We start from the raw sequence: 20,456 nt of genomic DNA, 5'->3' as shown, positions 1-20,456 counted from the left end.
ACCCCCTTTCAGCCCGCGCTCCCGTGCTGCAGCTCGGCCCGCTGCAGCCGGCCCACCAAGTACCTCCCGAGGAATACCGGGACCAGCATGAGGACGGCCACCACGCACACCTCTTCCAAACGGCCCTGACCCCAGAGATACACGATGCTCACGGAAAGCACCTGGGCGCCGGGAGCGGCCAGCATGATGGAGGCACTCACCTCCCGCACGATGAGCACGAAGCTGAGGATCCATCCCACCGCCACGGAGGGCCACACCAGCCTTGCCACCACGCTCCAGAAGGTCCGCCACCCGCTCGCCCCACACACCCGGGCGCACTCCTCCAGCTCACCGGACACCTGTGCGAAGGCTCCCGCGTTGACCCGGGAAGCCACGGGAAGGCACAGGGTCACGTAGGCGAACAGCAGGGCCCACACGGTGCCGTAAAGGGAGATGGAACGGGGGAGAAACGCGTATGCCCACAGGAACGCGATCCCCAGAACCACCCCGGGCATCAGGAGGGGGAGCCAGCTGAGCAGGTTCACCCCGGCCCGTACCCATCCCGCGGTCCGGCCCCGCACCGAGACGTACGCCACCGCGGCGCCCAGCAGCACGGCCAGGGTGGCGCCCACCGCGCCCAGCAGGAGGGTGTTGCGGAGGGCTCCCAGGACGAAGGGGTCGCGCAGCACCCGCTGGTAGTGCTGGAGCGTCCAGGCATTCGCGCCGTACAGGCCGAAGAACCGCAAGAAGCTGCCGAGGACGAGCTGCCCCACGGGCAGACCCACCACGAGCAGGGCGTACAGGAGGCACCCACCGAAGGCCACCCAGCGCCACCGCCGGAGCCGCACGGGTTTGGGGATGTATCCGCGCCCGGTGATGCTCGCGAAGCTCCCCCGCCGTTGCAGCCGCCACTGGACCCAGACCAGAGGGGCGGTGAGCAGCAGCGCCACCACCCCCATGGCGGTGGCCAGGGGGTAGTCGGGCCGGTGTCGTTGGTGGATCACCTCGTAGATCTGGGTGGCCAGCATGCGGATGCCCGCGGGGAGGCCCAGCAGCAGCGGTCCCTCGAAGGACTCAAAGCCCCGCACGAAGGAATACAGGAACGCGTTGGAGACCACGGGATACATCACGGGCAAGACCACGGACCAGAAAACGCGTCCCCGGGATGCCCCGCACACCCTGCCCGCGTCCTCCAGGGTGGCGTCGAAGGCCCGGAGGGGCCCCGTGATCACGCCGAGCTGGAAGGCGGCACTGTACTGAACCAGGTACCACACCAGGCCACCCGCGGAGTAGACGTTGAAGGGACCTTCCCCGCCGAAGAGCGTCCGGAAAGCGGCGTTCAGCAGGCCCGCCCGCGGGGCCGCCAGCATCCCCCAGGCCGCCGCCATCAACACGGGAGGGATGAAGAGGGGGAGGGTGAATAGGGCTTCCCACAGGGCCGCACCGGGGACGTCTGTCCTCGCCACCACCCATCCCAACAGAAGCCCAAGCACGAGCCCCGTACCCGACCCCGCGAGCGCGAACCCGAACGTCTCCAGTAGGATCCGGAGGTTCTCCCCGGACCCCAGGGCCCGATACCCCTGCGCGGTCAAGGTTCCGGGATCCCCGGGGGGCGCGCTGTAGAGGCTTCCGTAGATCAGGAACGCGGTGGGGTAGACCACCAAGAGGCCGAGACCCAACAGGAGCAGGACCGCCGTTCCCTCCCGCCGGAGGGACGCCCGTACACCGGGGATCTCAGGACGCCAGACCTGCGCGCCGACCATCTACCGGTAGATCTCCGCGGCCGCCTTCAGTTGCTCTTCCGCCCGGGGTGGATCCGTGGTGTCCCACAGCCTGGCCCGCAGGAGGGTCCGAACCTCCGGAGGCGCCTGCAGGAGGGTGCCGGCCACCGCGGGCAGGAGGTAGTCCCGCGCCAGCTGCTTTTGCACCTCCTCCGAGAGGAGGAACTCCGCGAACAGCCGTGCCGCGTTCGGGTGCCGCACGGTCTGGGGCATGGAGACTCCCTGGAAGACGTAGGGCGCGCCCTCCCGCGGGATGACCACCTTCACGTTGGGGAGGTCCCGGACCCGGGGGAAGAGCCCCAGGGCGAAGGGGTACATGAGGGCGAACTCTCCCCGGGCCACCCGGTTCGCGGCCTCCGCGATGGCCCGGGTCAGGAACGGCCGTTGGGCGGCCAGGGCCTCGTGGTATCGCCGACCCAGCTGCTTGTATGTGGCGGCGAAGAACACGAAGCCTCCCCCAGGAGCCCGGGGGTCATCCGTGATGAGCTTGCCCCGCCACCTCGGATCCAACAGGTCCATCCAGCTCCTGGGCTCCTCCTGCGGCGGCACGAGCTGCGTGTTGACGAGGATCCCGTAGAGCTGTACGGCTTCCGTGAGCATCACGTCCCCGATCCCCCACGCCTCCATCTGGAGGCGGATCTGAGCTGAAACCTTCCTCCCGCTCGGAAGGGGGCCCAGGGGCTGCAGGGTCCGATCCAGGTTCTTCATCTGCCAGGCGGTGGTGGACCCCACGGTCACGAGGTCCGCCACGGGCCGGCCCGCACGCTGCTCGATGCGTACCCGCTCCACCGCCTCGCTGGCCCGCATGACGCTCACTTCCACCCGGATCCCGTACCTCCGCTGGAAGCGCTCCGCCGCGAACTGGATGGTGGGGATGGCCCCCCCGTGGCCATCGTAGAGCACGAGCTGGTTTTCCCGCCGGGCCGCCTCCACCACCTGCGACCAACCATCCGCGGGCGAGCTCCACCCCGCGAGGGCCGCCAGCAGACAAATCGCGAGCGCGGACAACAGTACTCCCTCCCGAGACCAACCGCTCCCCTTCCGCGGCATGCGCATCGCACCACCTCCTTCGGCATCCTAACGGATGGGAAAGGCCAGGAGACGGCCCACCTGGGCCACCACCCACACGGACTCTCCTTCCTCGAACCGCTCCGTCTTGGGGACCTCCACCCGGAACACCCCCGCTTCGCCTCGGATCACCAGGAGCCGGGACTGCCCCCGGAAACGGCTCTGCTCCACTCGCCCCCGCCAGGACGCCCCTCCGTCGGCTTTCGGATCCCGGCGCACCTCCAGGTCCTCCCCCCGCACGCACACCTTCACCCGGGTGCCCGCGGGGATCGGCTCCCGGGCCCTGCACCAGCCACGCCACCCCACCCCTTCCACCTCCACCAGGACCCCGTCCGGGCTTCCCTCGCTCCCCCGCACGGTGGCGTCCAGCAGGGTCGGGGAACCCAGGAACTCCGCCACCGTGGCGTCCGCGGGCTGCAGATAGATCTCCTCCGGAGTACCCACCTGGAGGACCCGGCCCGCGTGCATCACCACCACCCGATCCGAGAGCACCATGGCCTCCTCCTGATCGTGGGTGACGTACACGGTGGTCATGCCCAGCCGGCGCTGCAGGGCCCGCAGCTCATTGCGCATCTCCTCCCGCAGCTTCGCGTCCAGGTTGCTCAGGGGTTCGTCCATCAGGAGGACCTCGGGCTCGTACACGATGGCCCGGGCGATGGCTACCCGCTGCTGCTGACCGCCGCTCAAGGCGGTGGCCGGACGATCCATCAGGTGCTGGAGGCCCACGAGCTGCAGGACCTCCGTGACCCGCCGCCGGATGGCCTCCGCGGGCCAGCGCCGCACCCGGAGGGGGAAGGCCACGTTCCCGAACACCGTCATGTGCGGCCACACCGCGTACGACTGGAACACCATCCCCACGGACCGCCGTTCGGGGGGGACGAAGATCCCCACGTGCGGGTCGCTCACCAGCCGGCCCCCGATGTACACCCGGCCCTCATCCGCCTCCTCCAGTCCCGCGATGATGCGCAGGGTGGTGGTCTTCCCGCAGCCGCTCGGGCCCAGCAGGGTCACGAACTCCCCCTTGGCCACCTCCAGGGTGACCCGATCCACCGCGGTCACGCTCCCGAACCGCCGGGTCACGCCCTCCAGCCGGATCTGCACCCGACCCGGCCCCCCTTCCGTCTCCCCGTGCGGGGTCCGGACCGTCTCCACCTGCATGCCCCCACCTCCTCACGACAGCCGGAGGTTCATCTCCACGATGCGCGTGAGCTGCCGGAGATCCTCGATCTCGTAATCCGCGGGGACATCCCCCGCCTCGAAGGTCACGTTCCGGCGTCCCAGTCGTCCGTGCGCCCGCCGGAGCCACGCGGCCTTCATCCCGCAGGCGATGGCGCCCTGCACGTCGAACTGGGGCGCGGCGCAGTAGAGGACATCCCGGGGCTCCAGGCCCACCTGCCGGAGAACCCAGAAGTACACCCGGGGATTCGGCTTGTGCACCCGGGCCTGCTCCGTGCTCCCCACGAAATCCGGCCGGAACCCCCGGAGCTTGCTCACGTACATCTCGATGTATTTCGTCTCCACGTCCGAGAAGATGAGGATCTTCACTCCCAGATCCCGCTGCCGCTGGAGTTCCTCCAGCACCTCCGGGAACGGCTCCACCCGTTCCTGCAGCTCCAAAAAGATCTTCACGTCCTCATCCGGGTTCCCCCGGATCCCGTGCAGCCGGTAGGCGTACCGCAGCCCGTCCCGGATGTGATTCGTGAGATCCGCGTACCGGGTGAAGGCCGCCCGGCGCTGGAACCCCTCGAACATCACGATCCAGTCCTCCGTGAACTCGTCCACGTCCACGCCGCCGCCGTACTTGGCCGCGATGCGCTGCGCGGCCTCTCGCCAGCTCCACGCCCAGTCGAACAGGGTGGTCTTCGAATCGTAGAAAATGGCCCTCGGCCAGCGTCCTGTAGCCATCTCCTCCCCTCCTGTTCTTCGGTGGATTTACTCCACCAGGATGGCGCCGTCCCGCAGGGGACGTACGAGCCTCCGGTAAATCTCCAACCATCCGTGCTCCTCCACCGGGCTTTCCCAGGGACGGGCCTGCCGCCGGGCCTCGAGCACCTCCGGGGGCACCTCCAGATCCACCCGGCGCGCCTCGAGATCGATGACGATCCGATCCCCGTCCTCCACCCACGCGAGAGGACCCCCTTCTGCGGCCTCCGGGGAAACCTCCGCCACCACGAGCCCGCGGTTGAGCAGACCGGACACCTGTCCGTCGCTGACCATCGCGACCCGCCCGCTGAGCCCGGCCCGGTCCAGGGCAAAGGCGAACGCGGAGACCATCCCCATGCCGGGTCTGCCCCGGGGGCCCATCCCCCGGATCACCACCACCTGTCCCGGACCCACCTCTCCCCTCCGCAACCCCTCCAGGGCTCGCTCCTGCGAGTCGTAGACCTTGGCCGGCCCGGAGAAACGTGTCGACCCGTCCTGCGCGGATCCCAGCCGTACGATGGCCCCCTGGGGGGCGAGGGAGCCCCTCAGGATCACGATGGTTCCCCGCCTCCGCCAGGGTCGGTCCAGGGGACGGACCACCTCCTCCCGGCCCACCCGCACGTCCCGGAGGATTTCCCGGAGCGTCCGTCCCGCCACGGTGGGAACGTCCGCGGCCAGCAGGGGCTCCAGCCGCTTCAGGACCGCCAGGGTCCCCCCGGCCTCTTCCAGATCCTCGATGCGGTGTTCGCCGTTCGGCCGGACCGCCACCAGGAGGGGCACCTTCTCCTCATACTGCGCGAAGAGCTCGTAGATGTCCACCGGGCAGCGGGCTTCCCGCGCCACCGCCTGAAGGTGCTTCACCACGTTGATGCTCGCCCCCACTGCCAGCATCACCGTGACCGCGTTGGCGAACGCTTCGGGGCGGAGGATTGAGCGGGGCCGCACGTCCTCCACCACCAGCTCCACGATGCGCTGGCCGGCCTCCTCCACCACTCCCCACATCCGGGGACCATTCGCGAGCACCGGTGTGCTTCCGGGCAATGCCATCCCCAGGGCCTCGCAGGCCATGTGCATGGAGTTCGCGGTGCCCATGCCCGGGCACACGCCGGGCCCCTGGATGGCCCGGTCCGCCATCTCCCACACCTCTCGGAGATCGCAGGCTCCCGCGGCCGCGCCGGAAGCGTGCAGGAACACGTCCTCGATGTCCACGGCTCTTCCCTTGTATTCGCCGCTGGGCTGGTACCCGCAGGCCACGATGAGGGTCGGAAGGTTCAGCCGGGCGGCGGCCATGAGGTGGGCGGGAACCGTCTTGTCACAGGACGAGAGGCAGATCATGCCGTCCAGGAGGGCCCCCTCCACCGCGACCTCGATGTCGTTCACGATGAGGTCCCGGGCGCTGAGCACATATCCTCCCCCGTGCCCGGCGCTGGTGATGAAGTCCGCGGGGGCCGCGGTCCGGATCTCGAAGGGTACCCCTCCCGCCGCCCGGATGATCTCCTTGAGCCGCGCCGCAATCCCGTCCAGGTGCCGGAAGCACATGGCCAGTTCCGAGGAGCTGTTGACGATGGCGATCTTGGGCCGTTCCAGATCCTCCTCCGTGAGCCCCATGGCCCGCCAGTGCGCCCGCCGCACCGCCCACCGCGGGGATTCCTCCGCAAGGCAGCTCCGCCACCGCCTCCGCAGGCCTTCCTCTCGACGTCCCGCTCGGTCCACCATCCACCTCCCTTACTGACCTTCGTCCGTTCGTCCGGAGCCCCCCGGCCACCTGCCTCCGGAGACAAAACTGCCCAGGAGGTTTCCCCGGGTCACGGGCACCAGCAGGAACGAGGGGTGTTGGGCATTTCGGAAAACCGTGATGCGGGAAGGGGACTGCCGCCGGAGGCTGCCGCTTCCGATGACCTCCAGGGGATTCGTGGCAGGATCCTCCACACCGCTCAGCCTGAGCCGGAGCCGCTCTCCGGGCCGAAGTCGCACGCCCGTGGGGACGATGTTGATGAAGAACTCGTACATCTCTCCCGGGCGTAGCGGTTCCCGGCGATCATGCGGATGGTGCACCTCCCATGGGCAGGATGCCTCCCAGTCCACGTGGCGCTGGGAGCCCCGCAACCACCCCCGGGTCAGGAGCGTCCGGTTCCCATCTCGATCCTCCCTGTAAACCGACGCGATCCAAAAGATCTCCACGTCCGTGCTCGCCGCCCGCAGCACCAGGACCATAGGCCCCAGGATCTCCGTGGTCTCCACCATGGGCGGGGTCACGTACTCCAATGCGCCCCGGTACCACGGGGAGTCCTCCCACGCATCGCTGCCCTCCTCCCCGAAAGGCTCGCGGTCCAAAAGCAGCCCTCCCTCGTGCAGGAAGAAGGGGATCCACCGCGTGCCCGGGACCGGCCAGTCCGTGGCCTCCCGCCAGTCTTCCAGGCCGACGATGAACAGCCGAACCGGAGGCTCTTCGAGAATGCGGGTCTCCATGCCCTTGAGCCAGTAATCGAACCAGCGGAGGGCTTCGAAATGCAGTTGGTAGAGGGGACGATCAAGGTACACGGGGGGTCCGATCAGCATCTTCTTGGGCCCCCGAATCCGTCGCCAGCTCCGAAACGCCCCCGGCAGGTGGAGGCCGAAAATCCCCCAGTCCCCGCCCAAGTACGCGGGAATTTCGATGGCATCCAGGCGGGCAGAACGCTCTTCCCAGAACGCGTCGTACAGGGGGTGCAGGAGGACGTCCACGATGAAGGGATGAATCCCCTTCTCCGGATTTTCGAGGACGGTACGGAGCTCCGGCACTCCTGCCAGGTCTTCATCCTCCAGGAGTCCCTGGACGGCCTGACGATAGGCCCGCTCTCCGAGCATGGCCTTGCTGTGGTTCGCGGGCCGGCATCCCGCATAGGAAAGGGAGGTCCGGCTCCACCCCAGCAGCCACTCATGGGCCAGGATTCCTCCTCGGTACATCACGTCCCGATAGAAATCCGTCGAGGCCCAGGGGCAGAATAGACACGTTAACCCCTCCGGATGCTCAGCGGCAACGAACAGCTGGATCCGCGCGAAGTAGGAGACCCCGAACATCCCGACCCGTCCGTTGCACCAGGGCTGCTGTCGGATCCAACGGATGAGCTCGCACACATCCTGGACCTCCCGCCGCCCCATGAACTGCCAGAGCCCCTCCGACCGCCCCGTCCCCCGGACGTTGCAGATCACGTGGACGTAGCCCCGACGGGCGAAGAAGTACGGATCCCCCGCTTCCAGGGAGGCGTTCGTCCGCTCCTGGCCAGGATTCCGCCATCGCGTGGTGGAGAGGGGGCCGGGCCGGATGGGTGCCGTCTGTCCCTTGGGGTCGTAAGGATGACAACCCAGGATGACCGGGAAGCGTCCGTTCGCGTCCGGCCGGAAGATGTCACAACTCAGGTGTACTCCGTCGCTCATCCGTACCCGGACATCCCGCTCCACCACCACACCGTATTGTCGAGGGGATGTTCGCCAATCCGTGCCGAACGAGCTTCCCAACAGACACTCCTGCGGTCCCATGTCCTCTCCCTGGAATCAATCACGAATCCCTTTCCTTCGCAGGTGCTCGTGAGCAGCCTGCAGGAAGCTGAAGTCCACGAGTTCCTCCGTGGGCACGATCCCTCCGATGGCCCTCCGGCCCAACATGAACTCCTGGAGCGGGCGCAGGTATTTCGCGTCAAAGGTTCCATCCGGCCGGAGGTCCGGCCAGATCATCCGCTCCCAAACCACCCGTTCGTACTGCAGATACCGGCTCAGGATCCGTCGCATCTCCTCGAGCCGGCCCTCCCGTCGGGCCCGTTCGTAATACCGCAGACCCCGCACGTATGCCGCCATCCATCGGATCCCCAGGTTCCGATCCCGGTACATCCGCTCCCCGTAGAAGAGGACGCCGATGGGGAAATCGGGAAGCACCCGATCCAGGGTCATGAGGTCCCTCCCCGCGTTCAACCCGTCCACCGCCACTGTCCGGGAGGGCTCGATCATGAGTGCCGCGTCCACGGATCCGTTCTGGAGGGCGACGGGCATGTCCGGGAACCGCAGGGTCACCAGCTGGACATCGTCCAGGGTGAGTCCTGCGGTTCGCAACGCCTCCTGCAGTTCGAAGGCCACGGCCCCGGAGGGACTGCTCACCGCGATCCTTCGCCCCCGCAGCCCTGCGACCGTGCGCAGCCCCTGTTCGAACAGCTCACGGCGGACCACCAGCACCTGCTGCTTCATGCTCCCCTTGGTCGCCACCGCCCGCAGGTGAATCCCCTGTCGCACGGCGTTGATGAACGCCGCATCCATTGCCCCACCCGCCACCGGGAGCTCACCGGTGGCCACGAAGGGGATCATCTCCCCGCCGGTCCGGAAGGTGTTCTGGACCACCACCTCGATGCGCTCATCCCGAAAGAACCCCTTCTCCTGGGCCACGTAGATCCCCGCATCCGCCGTGGTGCCCACGGTTCCCACCCGGATGCGGTCCAACCGTTCCTGCCCGGCCAGCATCCCCGACCAGAAGACCGAGGCGAGCAGCACGACCACTCCCACACGCCATGGCCTTCGCATGAGATCCTACGCCTCCTCTCCTCCGCCCTCTTCCGGCACGAGCGCCACGGCACGGACCCAGCCCGCTCCCGAGCCGGCCAGTTTGATGGGGAATGCCGCCACCCAGAACCCCCACGCGCGTCCGATGGCCTTCAGGTTGCAGAGCTTCTCGATCTGGCAGTACTCCCGCTCCCGTCCCGCATAATGCGCGGGGAACAGGGCCTTCGCCCCTGCTTGCTTGTAGGCATCCGCCATCACCCGAAAGGGCCGATCCAGGCTGTACGCGTCGATGCCGATGACCCGAATCCCCTGATCCAGCAGCCACAGCAGGCCCTCCCGGGAGAGCCCGGGGTGGGCCTCCAAGTACTCCTTCGTGCCCAGATACGCATCGCACCCGGTATAGAGCAACACGATGTCCCCTGGCTTCAGCGTGTAGCCGATTCCGCTCACGGCTCGCTCCAGGTCCGCCCGGACGATCTCCTCCCCCGCCCTCCGGTGGCTCACGTCCAGCACGACCCCCGGTCCGAAGCACCAACCGAGGGGGATCTCGTCAATGGTGCGCGCCTTTCTTCCCTGGGAAGTGGGGCCATAGTGCCACGGGGCATCCATGTGGGTCCCCACGTGGGTGATGAGGCGCCACTCCTCATTGGCCAGGTGGAGTCCCCCCGGGAACTCGTCGGGGGAAATCCCAAATGCCGCCGCCCGCTGGAGGGCGGCGGTCCGATGATCTACCCGCCGGACCTCCGCAGGCCAGGGCTCGTCCGGGCTCCGGTGGTCCACGCGGACGCTTAAGTCCACGATCCGGAAGTTCACCGCTTCCCGCCCTCCTCCAGCAACCTCGGCGCGAACGGGATCAACCCGCCTGCCCGGAGCATCTCGAGGAGAAATGGAGGGGTGGGCTCGCCGCGGAGCGTTCTGCCCGTGCTCTCGTTGCGCACCCACCCGGTCTCCAGGTTCACGTCCAGGACATCCCCTTCCCGGACAGCCTCCGAGATCCCCGGGCACTCCAGGATGGCCAGGCCGATCTCGAAGGCATTCCGGTAGAAGGTGCGGGCGAAGCTCTCGGCCACCACGCAGGCCACCCCCGTGGCCTGAATGGCCTTGGCGGCGATGGCCCGGCCGGAGGACTGCCCGAAGTGTTTCCCCGCCACCACGATGTCTCCGGGCTGCACGCGCTCAGGGAACTCCGGATTCAAATTCACGAGCACGTGCCGCACGATCTCCGACATGGGACGGTACACCAGGTGCGAGGGCACGATCTGATCCGTGGGGATGTAATCCCCGAACTTCCAACACCGCCCCCGGAACCTCATCCTACTCCCTTCCTTCTCTGAGGAACTCCCTCGGATCCGTGATACACCCTGCCACCGCAGAGGCGGCCACGGTGAGGGCGCTCGCGAGATACATCTTGGCCTGCGGGCTTCCATTGCGGCCGGGAAAGTTCCGGGAGTGAGTGGAGATCATGGCCTCGCCCGCGGCCATGGCGCCCATGTTGATGGCCTGGTTGCTGCCCGCGCTGGGCGGAAACCACGTGGCCCCTGCCTCGTGGAGGACCTCCACCAGACCCTCCCGCAGGGCCTGCGTGAAGACCGCGCGGCTTGAGGGCACGATGTTGAACTTCACCTGCGGGTGCTTCCTGCGGCCGCTCAGAATCCGCGCGGCAAGCCGGATGTCCTCGATCCGGCATCCTCCATGTCCTCCCAACTCGGCCCACTGGATGGGGACACCGGCCACCTCCGTCACCGGTTTCACGTTCCCCACCGTCGGCGGGCAGGCCACCTGGGGCTCCAGTCCGCTCACCTCGTACCGCCACACCGCCTCGTACTCCCGATCCGGATCCCCCCGCACCACCTCGTAGGGCTCCTTCGTGACGGAGCGGAGGAAGGCTTCCGTCACCTCATCGGGCTCAATGTACCCGCACTTCGCGCCCACGTCCACGGTGAGAAGGGGGAACAGCCAACGGTCCCAGAAGCCGAGCTGCCGGAGGTACGGGCCGTCGAACTCCAGAGCCTTGTAGATGGCCCCGCCCTCCCCGATGGTGGCAGCAAGCCAAAGGGCCACGTCCCGGGGCGTGACTCCGGGACCGGACGTCCCCTCGAGCTCGATGCGGACGGTGTGGGGCACCCGGAACCAGGCCTTCCCGTAGGGGAATCCCAGGGCCGCGTGGGAGTCGTTGCCGAGGGCCGCCGCGAAGCAGCCCAGCGTCCCGTGCACCGGGGTATGGCTGTCGGAGCCCACCACCACCATCCCGGGGCGCACGAGCCCGGCCCACACCGCCACGTTGTGGATGTTCCCGTGCCCGCAGTCGAAGAGCCGAATCCCGTACCGTCGGGCGAAGGCCCGGTTCTCCTCCAGCAGCCTCGCCCCCTCCTCCGTGGGAGGAGAGAAGTGGTGATCGAACACCATCACCACCCGCTCCGGGTACCGCAGGGGGAGCCGCACCTTTTCCTCGAACACCCGGGCCGTCAGGTATCCGCTGAGGTCATGCAGGAGGATGAGATCCACGTCCGCCACCACCACCTCTCCGGGCTCCACCCGGGTGCGTCCGCTCGCCCGCGCCAGGATCTTCTCCACCAGAGTCATGGGACGCTCCTTCCGCATCTCACGCGATCCCTACGTGAGGCCCCACCATCTTCTCCATTCGGAGGAACTCGCGGGTGATCTCCCGCTCGAGGGCGAACAGCCGCTCGTCCTCGTACGTCCTCGGATACGGGATCGGCACCGGCACATCCAGGTAGATCCGGGCGGGCCGGGGGGTCACCACCACCACCCGGGTGGAGAGGAACACCGCTTCCCGAATGCTGTGCGTCACGAACAGAACCGTCCGACCCGTGGCCTGCCAGATCCGCACGAACTCCTCCCGCAGCCGACGGGCTGTGATCTCGTCCAGGGCGGAGAACGGTTCATCCGCCAGCAGCACCTCCGGTTCCACCGCCAGCGCCCGGGCGATGGCCACCCGTTGCTGCATCCCTCCGGACACCTGCAGGGGATAGTAGTGGGCGAACTCCTGGAGCCCCACCAGGGCCAGATACCGATCCGCCCGCGCCTCCCGCTCCGCACGCGACAGCCCCATTTCCTCCAACGGAAGGAGCACGTTCCCCCGTAGGGTGCGCCAGCTGAGCAGCCGCGGCTGTTGAAACACGTACCCCACCCGCACCGTCCCCCGTCCCGGCCCCACTTCCTTTCCGCTCACCAGGACCCGTCCCTCCGAGGCCGGCTCCAGTCCCGCCACCATGTTCAGTAGGGTCGATTTCCCGCACCCCGAGGGTCCCACGATGGAGAGCAGCGCTCCCTCCTCGACCTCCAGATCCAGCCGCTCCAGGACCCGGAGCTCCCCGCCCCGGGGCAGCTGGAACCGCTTCGAAACCCGCTCCAGCCGGATCTTGGGGCTTGCCCGCACGGGTTCCCTTCCTACGTCGAGACCCTGGGCCGCCATCGGGTCACCCACCCGTCCAGGGGTTTGAGCACCACGAATTCGAAGAGCACGAGCACCCCCGTAAACGTCAGGGTCCAGGCGAGCACCTGCCGCATGGAGAACAGACCGTACCAGTAGTGCAGCATGTACCCGACTCCGCTCGACAGACCGATCAGTTCCACCACGGTGGCGATCTTCCAGGAGATCCCGAGCGCGTACCGCACCGCCGCCAGCAGATAGGGCACCGTTTGAGGAATGACCACCTTCAGAACCAGCGCGCGCCGGGAGAGGCGGAACGCCTTTCCCATGTGCACCAGGGAGAGATCGATGGCCTTCACTCCCTGCCACATGTTGATGGCAATGGCGGGAAACGCGGAGATCCCGATGGCCATGAACGCCGCGAGGTCGCGAAGGCCAAACCAGAGGATACACACGATCCCGTAGACCACCGCTGGGATGGTGAGGCCCACCAGCACCCAGGTATCCAGCACCCACTCCCCCACCCGGGAGATCCCCATGATCACCCCGACCAGGGTGCCCGCCACCAGGGCCAGCCCCATGCCCACCAGAACCCGCCGCACGGTAACCCCGATGTGGTAGAAGGTCTCCGGCTGATGGAGGTTCCGCCAGATGGTCTGCAACACCGCGGAGGGACCTGGCAGGACCGTATCGGGGAGCAGCGAAGCCGCTCCCATCCACACCACCAGCATTCCCGCGACTCCCACCAGGCGGACGGCCCCGCTTCGCCAAGCCATGGTCCGAGCCTACCGCCGCGGCTGCAGGTCCAGGCGCATGAGCCCGGGTGGGACGTCCCGGACGAACCGCTCCGGGCCCAGCACCTCGATCAGGATCCGGATGAACTGCTCCTGCACCTTCCGCTGCTCCTCATCCCACCGCCGGATGAACCGGCTTCCCATGCGTTGGCGCAACAGGACCGCGGCCGCCTCCGGGCTAGGGAACTCCAACTGCCGGGCGTACTCCACCCACACCCGGCGTTCCCGATCCACGTACCGCATGGTGTCGTTGTACGCGGCCACGAAGGCCCGCAGGACCTCCGGATGCCGACGTGCGTAATCCTCCGTGGTGGCCATGACCACGTGGGCGGCCACCCGCCCGAACCGTTTCTGGAAGTCCTCCGCGAGGTCGCTCACAATCCGGTACCGTCCCTCCAGGAACACCTTCACGCTGTCCACGGTGCCGAACAACGCCGCCGCGAGCTCGCCTCGGTCCATGAGCCCTTTGAGGGCGGGGTTCGGGGCGGAGACGAGCTGCGCTTCCTTCTCCAGATCGATGCCGTAGACGTGCCGTCCGATGGCGACCAGCATGGCGTAGGTGGCGCTTCCGGGGCCGCTGAAGGTCCCGATCTTCTTCCCCCGCAGGTCCGCCAGGGTCCGCACCGGGGAAGCTTGCGGAGCGAGGACCAGGTTGCTGGGGCCGGTGAGCACGTTGAAGATCACGACCCCCTTCCCCTCCGCCCGTGCCTTCACCGCCCCCACGATCCCCATGAATCCGATGTCCACCAGCCGTTCCGCCACCGCCTGGTCTGCGAACTGGGGCTGCAGCACCCGCCGGATGTCCAGCACCAGGTTGTACTTGCGGTCGAAGCCCTGTTTTTGCATCACGTTGATCACGAAGTCCTGCGCTCCGGGGATCACCACCGCGCGGACGGTGGTGGGCTCCGGGAGCCGTACGGAGTCCGGAACGGACGGGCCTGCCAGGGTCCTGGCGGAACCGGCGGCCAGCAGGATCAAGCCCACAAGCACCCACGGCACTCTTCGCATGCTCCCCCCTCCCCGATCAGACTTCCAACGGCACCGTACGGGGATCCGTGATGACTCCCGTCACCGCGGAGGCCGCGGCCGTGGCCGGACTGCAGAGGTAGATGGAGGCGTTGTAGCTTCCCATCCGCCCCTGGAAGTTCCGGTTGGCGGTGCTGAGGCACACCTCCCCGTCCGCGAGGGCCCCACCATCGCCCGCACACGCCCCGCACCCCGGGTTCGTGATGAGGGCCCCTGCCTGCAGGAAGACGGAGAAGATCCCGTCCTCCACCATCCGCTGGAGGGTCTCCTTGCTCGCGGGGGTGACGATGAGGCGCACGCCCGGAGCGACCCTTCTCCCCCGCAGGTAGCGGGCCGCCTCCACCAGGTCCTCGTACTTCGCGTTGGCGCACGAGCCGATGAACACCTGATCCACCCGAATCCCCGCCACCTCCGTCACGGGCTTCACATTGTCTACGCTGTGCGGGCAGGCTACCTGAGGGACCAAATGACGGCCGTCGATGTGTACCACCCGACGGTATGCGGCATCCGGATCCGGGAACACCTCCTCGTACTGGTCGGGGAATATCCCCCGCGATGCCAGGTAGTTCCGGGTTACGTCATCGGGAGGCACATAGGCGCACTTGGCCCCCAGCTCCATGGCCAGGTTGCACAGGGTCATGCGTTCCGATACCGAAAGGCCACGGATGTACGAGCCCGTGAACTCCACGGAGCAGTACGTGGCGCCATCCGCGGTGAGGTCCCCGATGAGCCTCAGCATCACGTCCTTGGCGCTGCATCCGGGCGCCAGCGGTCCCTCGATGGCCACCTGGATGGACTCCGGAACCCGCATCCACAGCCGGCCCGTCACCCAAGTGGCGGTGAGCTCGCTGAACCCCACGCCGGTCCCGAAGGCCCCCAGAGCCCCGTAGATGGTGGAGTGGGAGTCCGTGCCGATGAGCACCATGCCGGGCCGCACGTGTCCCTCCTCCATGAGGACCACGTGGGCGATCCCCGCCTCCATGTCGTAGAACTTCCGGATCCCGTGCCGCCGGGCGAACTCCCGGCACAGCTTCATGTCCGCCGCGGTCTTGGCGGTCTTGGGCGGGGAGATGTGATCCATGACCATCGCGATGCGGTCCGGATCGTACAGGCGATCCACGCCGAGCTTCTCCAGCGTCCGGATGCACCGCCAGGAGGCCATGTGGCTCATGTAGAGGTCCGGGTAGACGTCTACGATCTGGCCCGCGTCCACGAAGGGGAGGCCGGCGGCCCGGGCCAGCACCTTCTCCGCGAAGGTCTTGGGGCCGGGCCTCCCGGGCGGCGCGGGCCGGGGCCTTGTGGCCGCCCCGCTCGCGAGGTACGGGATGAGACCTCCCGCGGCCAGGATCTCCCGCAGGGTCTCGGGATACGGCCGGAAGCGGAAGGCTTGACCGTCCACCTCCACCGTCCCCGCCGCCAGGTCCACCCAGACCTCCGCCCCGTCCTCCGCGGCCTCCGCGGCCTCCGGGCACTCCACCGCCACCAGCCCGGTGTTGATGGCATTGCGGAAGAAGGTGCGGGCAAAGGACCGGGCCACCACGGCCCGGATCCCGGCACCCAGTAGACACGTGGCCGCCTGTTCGCGGGCGCTCCCGCACCCGAAGTTCTGACCCGCCACCACCACCTGGCTCGTGCGCAGGCGCGCCTGCACTTCGGGGCCGAGGGGCTCGAAGGCATGCGGGGCGAGTTCCGCAGGATCGATGCTCACCAGGTACCGGCCCGGGATGATCACGTCCGTGTTCACGTGGTCACCGAACCGGATGCACTTCCCGCCCACGCGGTCGGACATCCGCTCCCCCCTCCTCTCTTCACGGAGTGGTCTCCTCCAGGAACCACTCCACGGGGATGGTCCGCCCCAGACCCAGGGCCTCCGCCCTCGCCAGGACCCGGGCTCCGACTGCCGCGAACTGGATCCCCATCCCCGTGTTGTTGGCGAACACCGTGATCTGGTCCCGGCGGGTGCGTCCAGGAGCCCGTCCGAGCAACACCTCCCCCAACTCCCGGATCTCCTCCCGCCGCTTCCTTCCACGCCGCACGGGCCCCAGGATGTCGATCTGGTTGTCGTGCTCCACCTGCTCGTTGGAGAGCACCACGATCACGTCCGCCCGATCGAAGGTGGTGTCGTCGAGCTCTCGGCGCATGGCGGTCCCGTCCGGACTCGTGATGCAGGTCACGTGGGTTCCGGGCTCCAGCCAGGCACCGTCAAAACAGGGATCCATGGCCGCGGTGGCGCACGTGACGATCTGGCAACCCTCTACCGCCTCGCGGGGATGGTCCACGGCGATGACCCGCTTGCCCGTCCGCTCGCTCCACTGGGCGGCAAACGTTTCCCGGTGTTCCCGGGTGGGGCTGTAGACCCGGATCTCCTCGATGCCGGGCCGGACCAGCAGCAGCGCCTCCAGGTGCGCCCCTGCCTGCCATCCCGATCCGAAGAGGCCCGCCACCCGGGCATCCGGATTGCTCAGTTCCCGGATGCCCAGGGCGCTCGTTGCCCCTACCCGCATCTTCTGGATCACGCTGTCGTGGAGGACGGCAAGGGGCGCGAGATCCCGGAGGCTGAACAGGAAGACCAGTCCCACGTACCGGTCTCCCGGGGCCGCGGGAAGAAGACGCCGCCGCTTCACCCCGCCCGGGAGGACCTCCACGCCCGCGAGGTCCGAGGTGATCCGGAGGGCCCACACCCCTGCGCTCACGCACCCCCCTTCCTGGGACTTGAACCGGAACCGGAAGCCGGGGTAGCGGGGGTCCTCCACGGGGAAGTACGTGTGGTTCCGGGGTCGGTTCGCGCCGAGCCCCTGAGCCAGCTCCTTATAGGCCTGCTCCAGGGCCTCGATGCAGTCCTGCATGGTGAGCACCTGCTCGATCTCCGCGTTGGTGAGAATCCGCATGCCTCCCTCCTACCCCACCGCCTCCCGCCACACCGGAATCGGGGGCAACCGGTCCGTGAGGCGGTCCGCGCCGGTCGCGTGTAGCTCATACGTGTCCGCGGCAACCCACCAGCCCCTCTCCGGTCCCCGGAGCCGGAGCGCCAGGGAAACCACGGCGCCCTCGGGAATCGGCTCGTCCCACGGCTCGAGCGGCCGGTGCTCTCCCCAGGTCTCGAGATCCACGTGCTCCAAGACCTCCACGGACCACCGTTCCTCCGGCAGGTCCCCGAGGAGGGATCGCACCTCCGCTTCTACCTGGCTTTGCCGTACCCCGGCCCGGAGGACCGCCGCAGCCTCCCGATAGGCCTCCACGAACCGCTCCTCGGGTTCGGAGGGGGCCTGGCCGGGGAGAACCGTACGGGCCGCGTGGGCCCAGTATCCCCGCCAATCCACCCTGGCCTCCACGATCCAGGTTCCCCCGGGTCTGGGATCGCACCAGAGGATCACATCCCGGACGCCCGCTCTCCGCAACTCCCCCTCCGCGGCGGCCACGCGCTCGGACCTCCCGCCGGAGGTGGAGGCGGCCACGGCCACCGCGATGGCCGCGAGCCTGGCGCTCTGCCGGAGGAGCCGGCGCTCCGCCCCGGAAGGACGGCGCCGCAGGGCCCGGACCGCCGGTCCCAGGTCGCGCACCGTGCGGTCCACGAGCCGCTTCCGGACGGACTCCAGCAGGGGGGCCGGCCACCACGCCTCTTCCACCAGCCCCACGGCCCCCTCCGGATGCCCCGTGGCAACGGCCTCCACGAGGGCCGCGAGATCCTGGTCGCTCCTCAGATCCGAGACCGTGCTGGTGGACCGAATCCAGGGATGGACGCGAGGGGAGAGCCTGGTGAGGAACGCGGGTTCTCCCTCCGCGGGGATTGCGAGGATGCCCTCGTTCCAGTACAGGCACAGGTTGGTGAGATACGTGAGGTCCCCGGATCGGTACACGTCCCCGTAGATCAACCCCAGGCCGCAGCCGGAGGCACGGAGGAGATTTTGAAACGCCCCCACTCGCTGGGCATACTCCTCCGGGGTGACCTCAAGCGGATCCAGCACCACGAGTCCTCGCTTCATCGGTCTCCCCTTACACGGCGAACAGGATGGGCTCCGTCCGGAGCAGCCGCTCGCAGCCCTCCCGGGTGACCACCACGGGATCCCCCAGCACGAAGTAACCCGCGAGCGGCGTGTAGGTGTTCGGGTGCACGATGAGCACCGTGTTCTCCTCCAGGGGAACCTCCACCCCTTCCAGGAGGGTGGGCCACTCGTCCAGGTGCAGGCCGTGCCCGTGCCCCCGCACCCGGGTGTACCGGCTCGTGCAGTACTCCCCGTAGCCGTGCTTCCGGAAGACGTCGTTCTGGGCCTTCGCCACCTCGTGGGCGGTGGCCCCCGGCCGACAGGCCGCGATGCCTGCTTCCATCGCCTCCCGGAACAGCTCCAGCGACCGGAGGTGAGGCTCCGCAGGCGCTCCCACCACCGCGGTGCGACAGATCTGGGCCCAGTACCCGTTGACCTGGGGAGTGAGCTCGGTGCGCACGAGATCCCCCCGCTCGATGCGGCGCGGGCGAGGAGGGGTCATGCCCCGGACCTCGTCCCTTCCGGAGGCGATGAGCATGAAGTTGTCCTCCGCTCCCAGCCGCTTCAGCGTCTCCTCCACCGCCGCCACCACCTCGTACTCGGCGATCCCCGGCCGGAGGGCCTGCAGAAACGCCTCCCACCCCGCCTCGCACACCCGCGCCGCCCTCCGGATTTGCTCCACTTCCCAAGAGCTCTTCACCATCCGGAGGCGATCCAGGAGGTCGGTGGCGCAGACAACCTCCGTCCGGGGGAGCTCCCGCCGGAGAACCCCTCCCAGGGCCTCCGGCACGAGTTCCCATAAGGCCACCCCGATCCGCGCCGGAGGACCTCCATCGCGGATCCGGCTCACCAGCTCCTGACAGCCGGGAAACCCAAGCGGGCGGATGTCCCGGATCCATCCGATCCGTTCCACCGCATCACGGTCTTCCTCTCGGGAGACGAAGGCGGTAGGCTCTCCGACCGCCGGCACGTACACCGCGGAGAAACTCCCCCGGAGCGGAGCCCCGGTGAGGTAGCGCACGTTCTCCCGTCTCCAGGCCGGACCCCAGAGGAGGACCCCCTCGAGCTCGGCCTCCGCCATAGCCGCCCGGATCCGACGGATCCGCCAGTCCCGCTCCTGCCGCGGGGGAAGGGATGCTGGGAGCACCTCCATACGCGCCACCGGATCGTTTTGTCTATACATTACTACGCGGTCCTCTCCCGTCCTTCCTTCTCGTGGGGCCTCACCGATAGAGGGTGACCTGGAAATAATAGCGGTCGGCCCGGTAGTAGGTACGGGTGACCTCGAACAGCTGGCCCGTCGCGAGGTAGGCCCGCCTGCGCGCGAGGAGGAGGGGGCTGCCCACGGGCACTTCCAGCACCCGGGCGTGGAAACGCGTGGCGGGGACGGCCTCCACCCGTTGCTCCGCCCGGTAGATGCGCAGCCGCAGCCGATCTTCCAGCACCCGGTACACGGACCCGCGCTCCAGGTCCCGGGGACGCAGCCCTCGGACCATCTCGGCGGGCATGTAGATCACCTGCAGGGCGAGGGGCGCCTCGTCTAGGTAGCGGACCCGGCTCATGCGGAGCAAGGGGGTCCTGGGGGGGAGGTCGAAGATCTCCGCCACAGGGCGTGCCGCTGGGAGGACACACCAGCTGAGCACCTTGGATCGGAGCCGGTCCCCCTGCCCCCGGGCTTCCAGCTCTTCCGAAAGGGTGGTGAGACGGCTGAGCTGGCGTTCGAAGGGAGGCTGGGTCACGAAGGTCCCCACGCCCTGTCGTCGGTACAGCCAGCCCTCACGCACCAGCTCCATGACCGCCTGACGAGCGGTCATGCGGCTCACGCCGAACTGCTCCGCCAGCTCCTCCTCCGGCGGGATCCGGTCCCCCGTGCGCAGATTTCCCGACTGGATCTGCTGAAGGAGGTGTTCCCGGATGCGCTGGTACCGGTAAAGGGCTGGCTGGGCCTGGCTCGCTTCCGAGGTGGGTTTCCGGCTCATCC

The 20,456-nt window shown here is 68.3% G+C and carries 18 protein-coding genes; all 18 read right to left on the bottom strand.

Going from position 1 to position 20,456, the window contains the following annotated elements:
- Positions 1 to 8: 8 nt before the first annotated feature.
- The gene (locus QN206_11085; GenBank protein MDR7615350.1) at positions 9 to 1,742 is read right to left on the bottom strand and encodes an iron ABC transporter permease; all 1,734 of its coding nucleotides are present in this window, start codon (positions 1,740 to 1,742) and stop codon (positions 9 to 11) included.
- A complete protein-coding gene (locus QN206_11080) occupies positions 1,743 to 2,768 on the bottom strand; it encodes an extracellular solute-binding protein (GenBank protein ID MDR7615349.1) in 1,026 nt (341 codons plus the stop codon). It lies immediately after the preceding gene.
- Between the two features lie 69 nt (positions 2,769 to 2,837).
- The gene (locus QN206_11075) at positions 2,838 to 3,986 is read right to left on the bottom strand and encodes an ABC transporter ATP-binding protein (GenBank protein MDR7615348.1); all 1,149 of its coding nucleotides are present in this window, start codon (positions 3,984 to 3,986) and stop codon (positions 2,838 to 2,840) included.
- 12 nt (positions 3,987 to 3,998) lie between these two features.
- Complete coding sequence (locus QN206_11070) at positions 3,999 to 4,733, bottom strand: HAD hydrolase-like protein (GenBank protein ID MDR7615347.1); 735 nt, start codon at positions 4,731 to 4,733, stop codon at positions 3,999 to 4,001.
- 27 nt (positions 4,734 to 4,760) lie between these two features.
- Complete coding sequence (ilvD, locus tag QN206_11065; protein ID MDR7615346.1) at positions 4,761 to 6,464, bottom strand: dihydroxy-acid dehydratase; 1,704 nt, start codon at positions 6,462 to 6,464, stop codon at positions 4,761 to 4,763.
- Between the two features lie 12 nt (positions 6,465 to 6,476).
- Entirely contained in the window at positions 6,477 to 8,168 is a 1,692-nt protein-coding gene (locus QN206_11060; GenBank protein ID MDR7615345.1) for a CocE/NonD family hydrolase, read from the bottom strand.
- A 117-nt stretch (positions 8,169 to 8,285) separates the two neighbouring features.
- Positions 8,286 to 9,299: an ABC transporter substrate-binding protein gene (locus QN206_11055; protein ID MDR7615344.1), complete on the bottom strand. Its 1,014-nt coding sequence runs from the start codon at positions 9,297 to 9,299 to the stop codon at positions 8,286 to 8,288.
- Positions 9,300 to 9,305: 6 nt separating this feature from the next.
- Positions 9,306 to 10,091: a cyclase family protein gene (locus QN206_11050; GenBank protein ID MDR7615343.1), complete on the bottom strand. Its 786-nt coding sequence runs from the start codon at positions 10,089 to 10,091 to the stop codon at positions 9,306 to 9,308.
- Positions 10,088 to 10,591 (bottom strand): 3-isopropylmalate dehydratase, encoded by a 504-nt coding sequence (locus QN206_11045; protein MDR7615342.1) that lies wholly within the window; start codon positions 10,589 to 10,591, stop codon positions 10,088 to 10,090. The genes QN206_11050 and QN206_11045 overlap by 4 nt, the downstream gene beginning before the upstream one ends.
- A gap of 1 nt (position 10,592) precedes the next feature.
- On the bottom strand, positions 10,593 to 11,879 hold the full coding sequence (locus QN206_11040) for an aconitase/3-isopropylmalate dehydratase large subunit family protein (GenBank protein MDR7615341.1): 1,287 nt from the start codon (positions 11,877 to 11,879) through the stop codon (positions 10,593 to 10,595).
- 1 nt (position 11,880) lies between these two features.
- Positions 11,881 to 12,714: an ABC transporter ATP-binding protein gene (locus tag QN206_11035; GenBank protein ID MDR7615340.1), complete on the bottom strand. Its 834-nt coding sequence runs from the start codon at positions 12,712 to 12,714 to the stop codon at positions 11,881 to 11,883.
- A complete protein-coding gene (locus tag QN206_11030) occupies positions 12,690 to 13,448 on the bottom strand; it encodes an ABC transporter permease (protein ID MDR7615339.1) in 759 nt (252 codons plus the stop codon). Before QN206_11030 ends, QN206_11035 begins: the two co-directional genes overlap by 25 nt.
- 9 nt (positions 13,449 to 13,457) lie before the next feature.
- Positions 13,458 to 14,474, bottom strand: a complete 1,017-nt coding sequence (locus tag QN206_11025; GenBank protein ID MDR7615338.1) for an ABC transporter substrate-binding protein — start codon at positions 14,472 to 14,474, stop codon at positions 13,458 to 13,460.
- A 16-nt stretch (positions 14,475 to 14,490) separates the two neighbouring features.
- Positions 14,491 to 16,281, bottom strand: coding sequence for an aconitase/3-isopropylmalate dehydratase large subunit family protein (locus QN206_11020; GenBank protein MDR7615337.1), 1,791 nt, complete (start codon positions 16,279 to 16,281; stop codon positions 14,491 to 14,493).
- A 19-nt stretch (positions 16,282 to 16,300) separates the two neighbouring features.
- On the bottom strand, positions 16,301 to 17,380 hold the full coding sequence (locus QN206_11015) for an ornithine cyclodeaminase family protein (GenBank protein ID MDR7615336.1): 1,080 nt from the start codon (positions 17,378 to 17,380) through the stop codon (positions 16,301 to 16,303).
- Between the two features lie 9 nt (positions 17,381 to 17,389).
- Positions 17,390 to 18,475: a hypothetical protein gene (locus QN206_11010; protein MDR7615335.1), complete on the bottom strand. Its 1,086-nt coding sequence runs from the start codon at positions 18,473 to 18,475 to the stop codon at positions 17,390 to 17,392.
- A 10-nt stretch (positions 18,476 to 18,485) separates the two neighbouring features.
- Positions 18,486 to 19,628 (bottom strand): Xaa-Pro peptidase family protein, encoded by a 1,143-nt coding sequence (locus QN206_11005; GenBank protein MDR7615334.1) that lies wholly within the window; start codon positions 19,626 to 19,628, stop codon positions 18,486 to 18,488.
- A gap of 70 nt (positions 19,629 to 19,698) precedes the next feature.
- A complete protein-coding gene (locus QN206_11000; protein MDR7615333.1) occupies positions 19,699 to 20,454 on the bottom strand; it encodes a GntR family transcriptional regulator in 756 nt (251 codons plus the stop codon).
- Positions 20,455 to 20,456: the final 2 nt, after the last annotated feature.

It is taken from the genome of Armatimonadota bacterium, from assembly GCA_031460175.1.
GTDB classification, from domain to species: domain Bacteria; phylum Sysuimicrobiota; class Sysuimicrobiia; order Sysuimicrobiales; family Sysuimicrobiaceae; genus Sysuimicrobium; species Sysuimicrobium tengchongense.
The sequence above is the reverse complement of the archived record's forward strand: the minus strand, read 5'-3'. Positions and strand labels throughout refer to the sequence as shown.

Excerpts from the sequence above, each read along its gene's own strand:
- QN206_11085 (MDR7615350.1), bottom strand. The coding sequence starts at position 1,742 with ATGGTCGGCGCGCAGGTCTGGCGTCCTGAGATCCCCGGTGTACGGGCG.
- QN206_11075 (MDR7615348.1), bottom strand. The coding sequence starts at position 3,986 with ATGCAGGTGGAGACGGTCCGGACCCCGCACGGGGAGACGGAAGGGGGG.
- QN206_11070 (MDR7615347.1), bottom strand. The coding sequence starts at position 4,733 with ATGGCTACAGGACGCTGGCCGAGGGCCATTTTCTACGATTCGAAGACC.
- QN206_11060 (MDR7615345.1), bottom strand. The coding sequence starts at position 8,168 with ATGAGCGACGGAGTACACCTGAGTTGTGACATCTTCCGGCCGGACGCG.
- QN206_11055 (MDR7615344.1), bottom strand. The coding sequence starts at position 9,299 with ATGCGAAGGCCATGGCGTGTGGGAGTGGTCGTGCTGCTCGCCTCGGTC.
- QN206_11045 (MDR7615342.1), bottom strand. The coding sequence starts at position 10,591 with ATGAGGTTCCGGGGGCGGTGTTGGAAGTTCGGGGATTACATCCCCACG.
- QN206_11040 (MDR7615341.1), bottom strand. The coding sequence starts at position 11,879 with ATGCGGAAGGAGCGTCCCATGACTCTGGTGGAGAAGATCCTGGCGCGG.
- QN206_11035 (MDR7615340.1), bottom strand. The coding sequence starts at position 12,714 with ATGGCGGCCCAGGGTCTCGACGTAGGAAGGGAACCCGTGCGGGCAAGC.
- QN206_11030 (MDR7615339.1), bottom strand. The coding sequence starts at position 13,448 with ATGGCTTGGCGAAGCGGGGCCGTCCGCCTGGTGGGAGTCGCGGGAATG.
- QN206_11025 (MDR7615338.1), bottom strand. The coding sequence starts at position 14,474 with ATGCGAAGAGTGCCGTGGGTGCTTGTGGGCTTGATCCTGCTGGCCGCC.
- QN206_11020 (MDR7615337.1), bottom strand. The coding sequence starts at position 16,281 with ATGTCCGACCGCGTGGGCGGGAAGTGCATCCGGTTCGGTGACCACGTG.
- QN206_11015 (MDR7615336.1), bottom strand. The coding sequence starts at position 17,380 with ATGCGGATTCTCACCAACGCGGAGATCGAGCAGGTGCTCACCATGCAG.
- QN206_11010 (MDR7615335.1), bottom strand. The coding sequence starts at position 18,475 with ATGAAGCGAGGACTCGTGGTGCTGGATCCGCTTGAGGTCACCCCGGAG.
- QN206_11005 (MDR7615334.1), bottom strand. The coding sequence starts at position 19,628 with ATGGAGGTGCTCCCAGCATCCCTTCCCCCGCGGCAGGAGCGGGACTGG.
- QN206_11000 (MDR7615333.1), bottom strand. The coding sequence starts at position 20,454 with ATGAGCCGGAAACCCACCTCGGAAGCGAGCCAGGCCCAGCCAGCCCTT.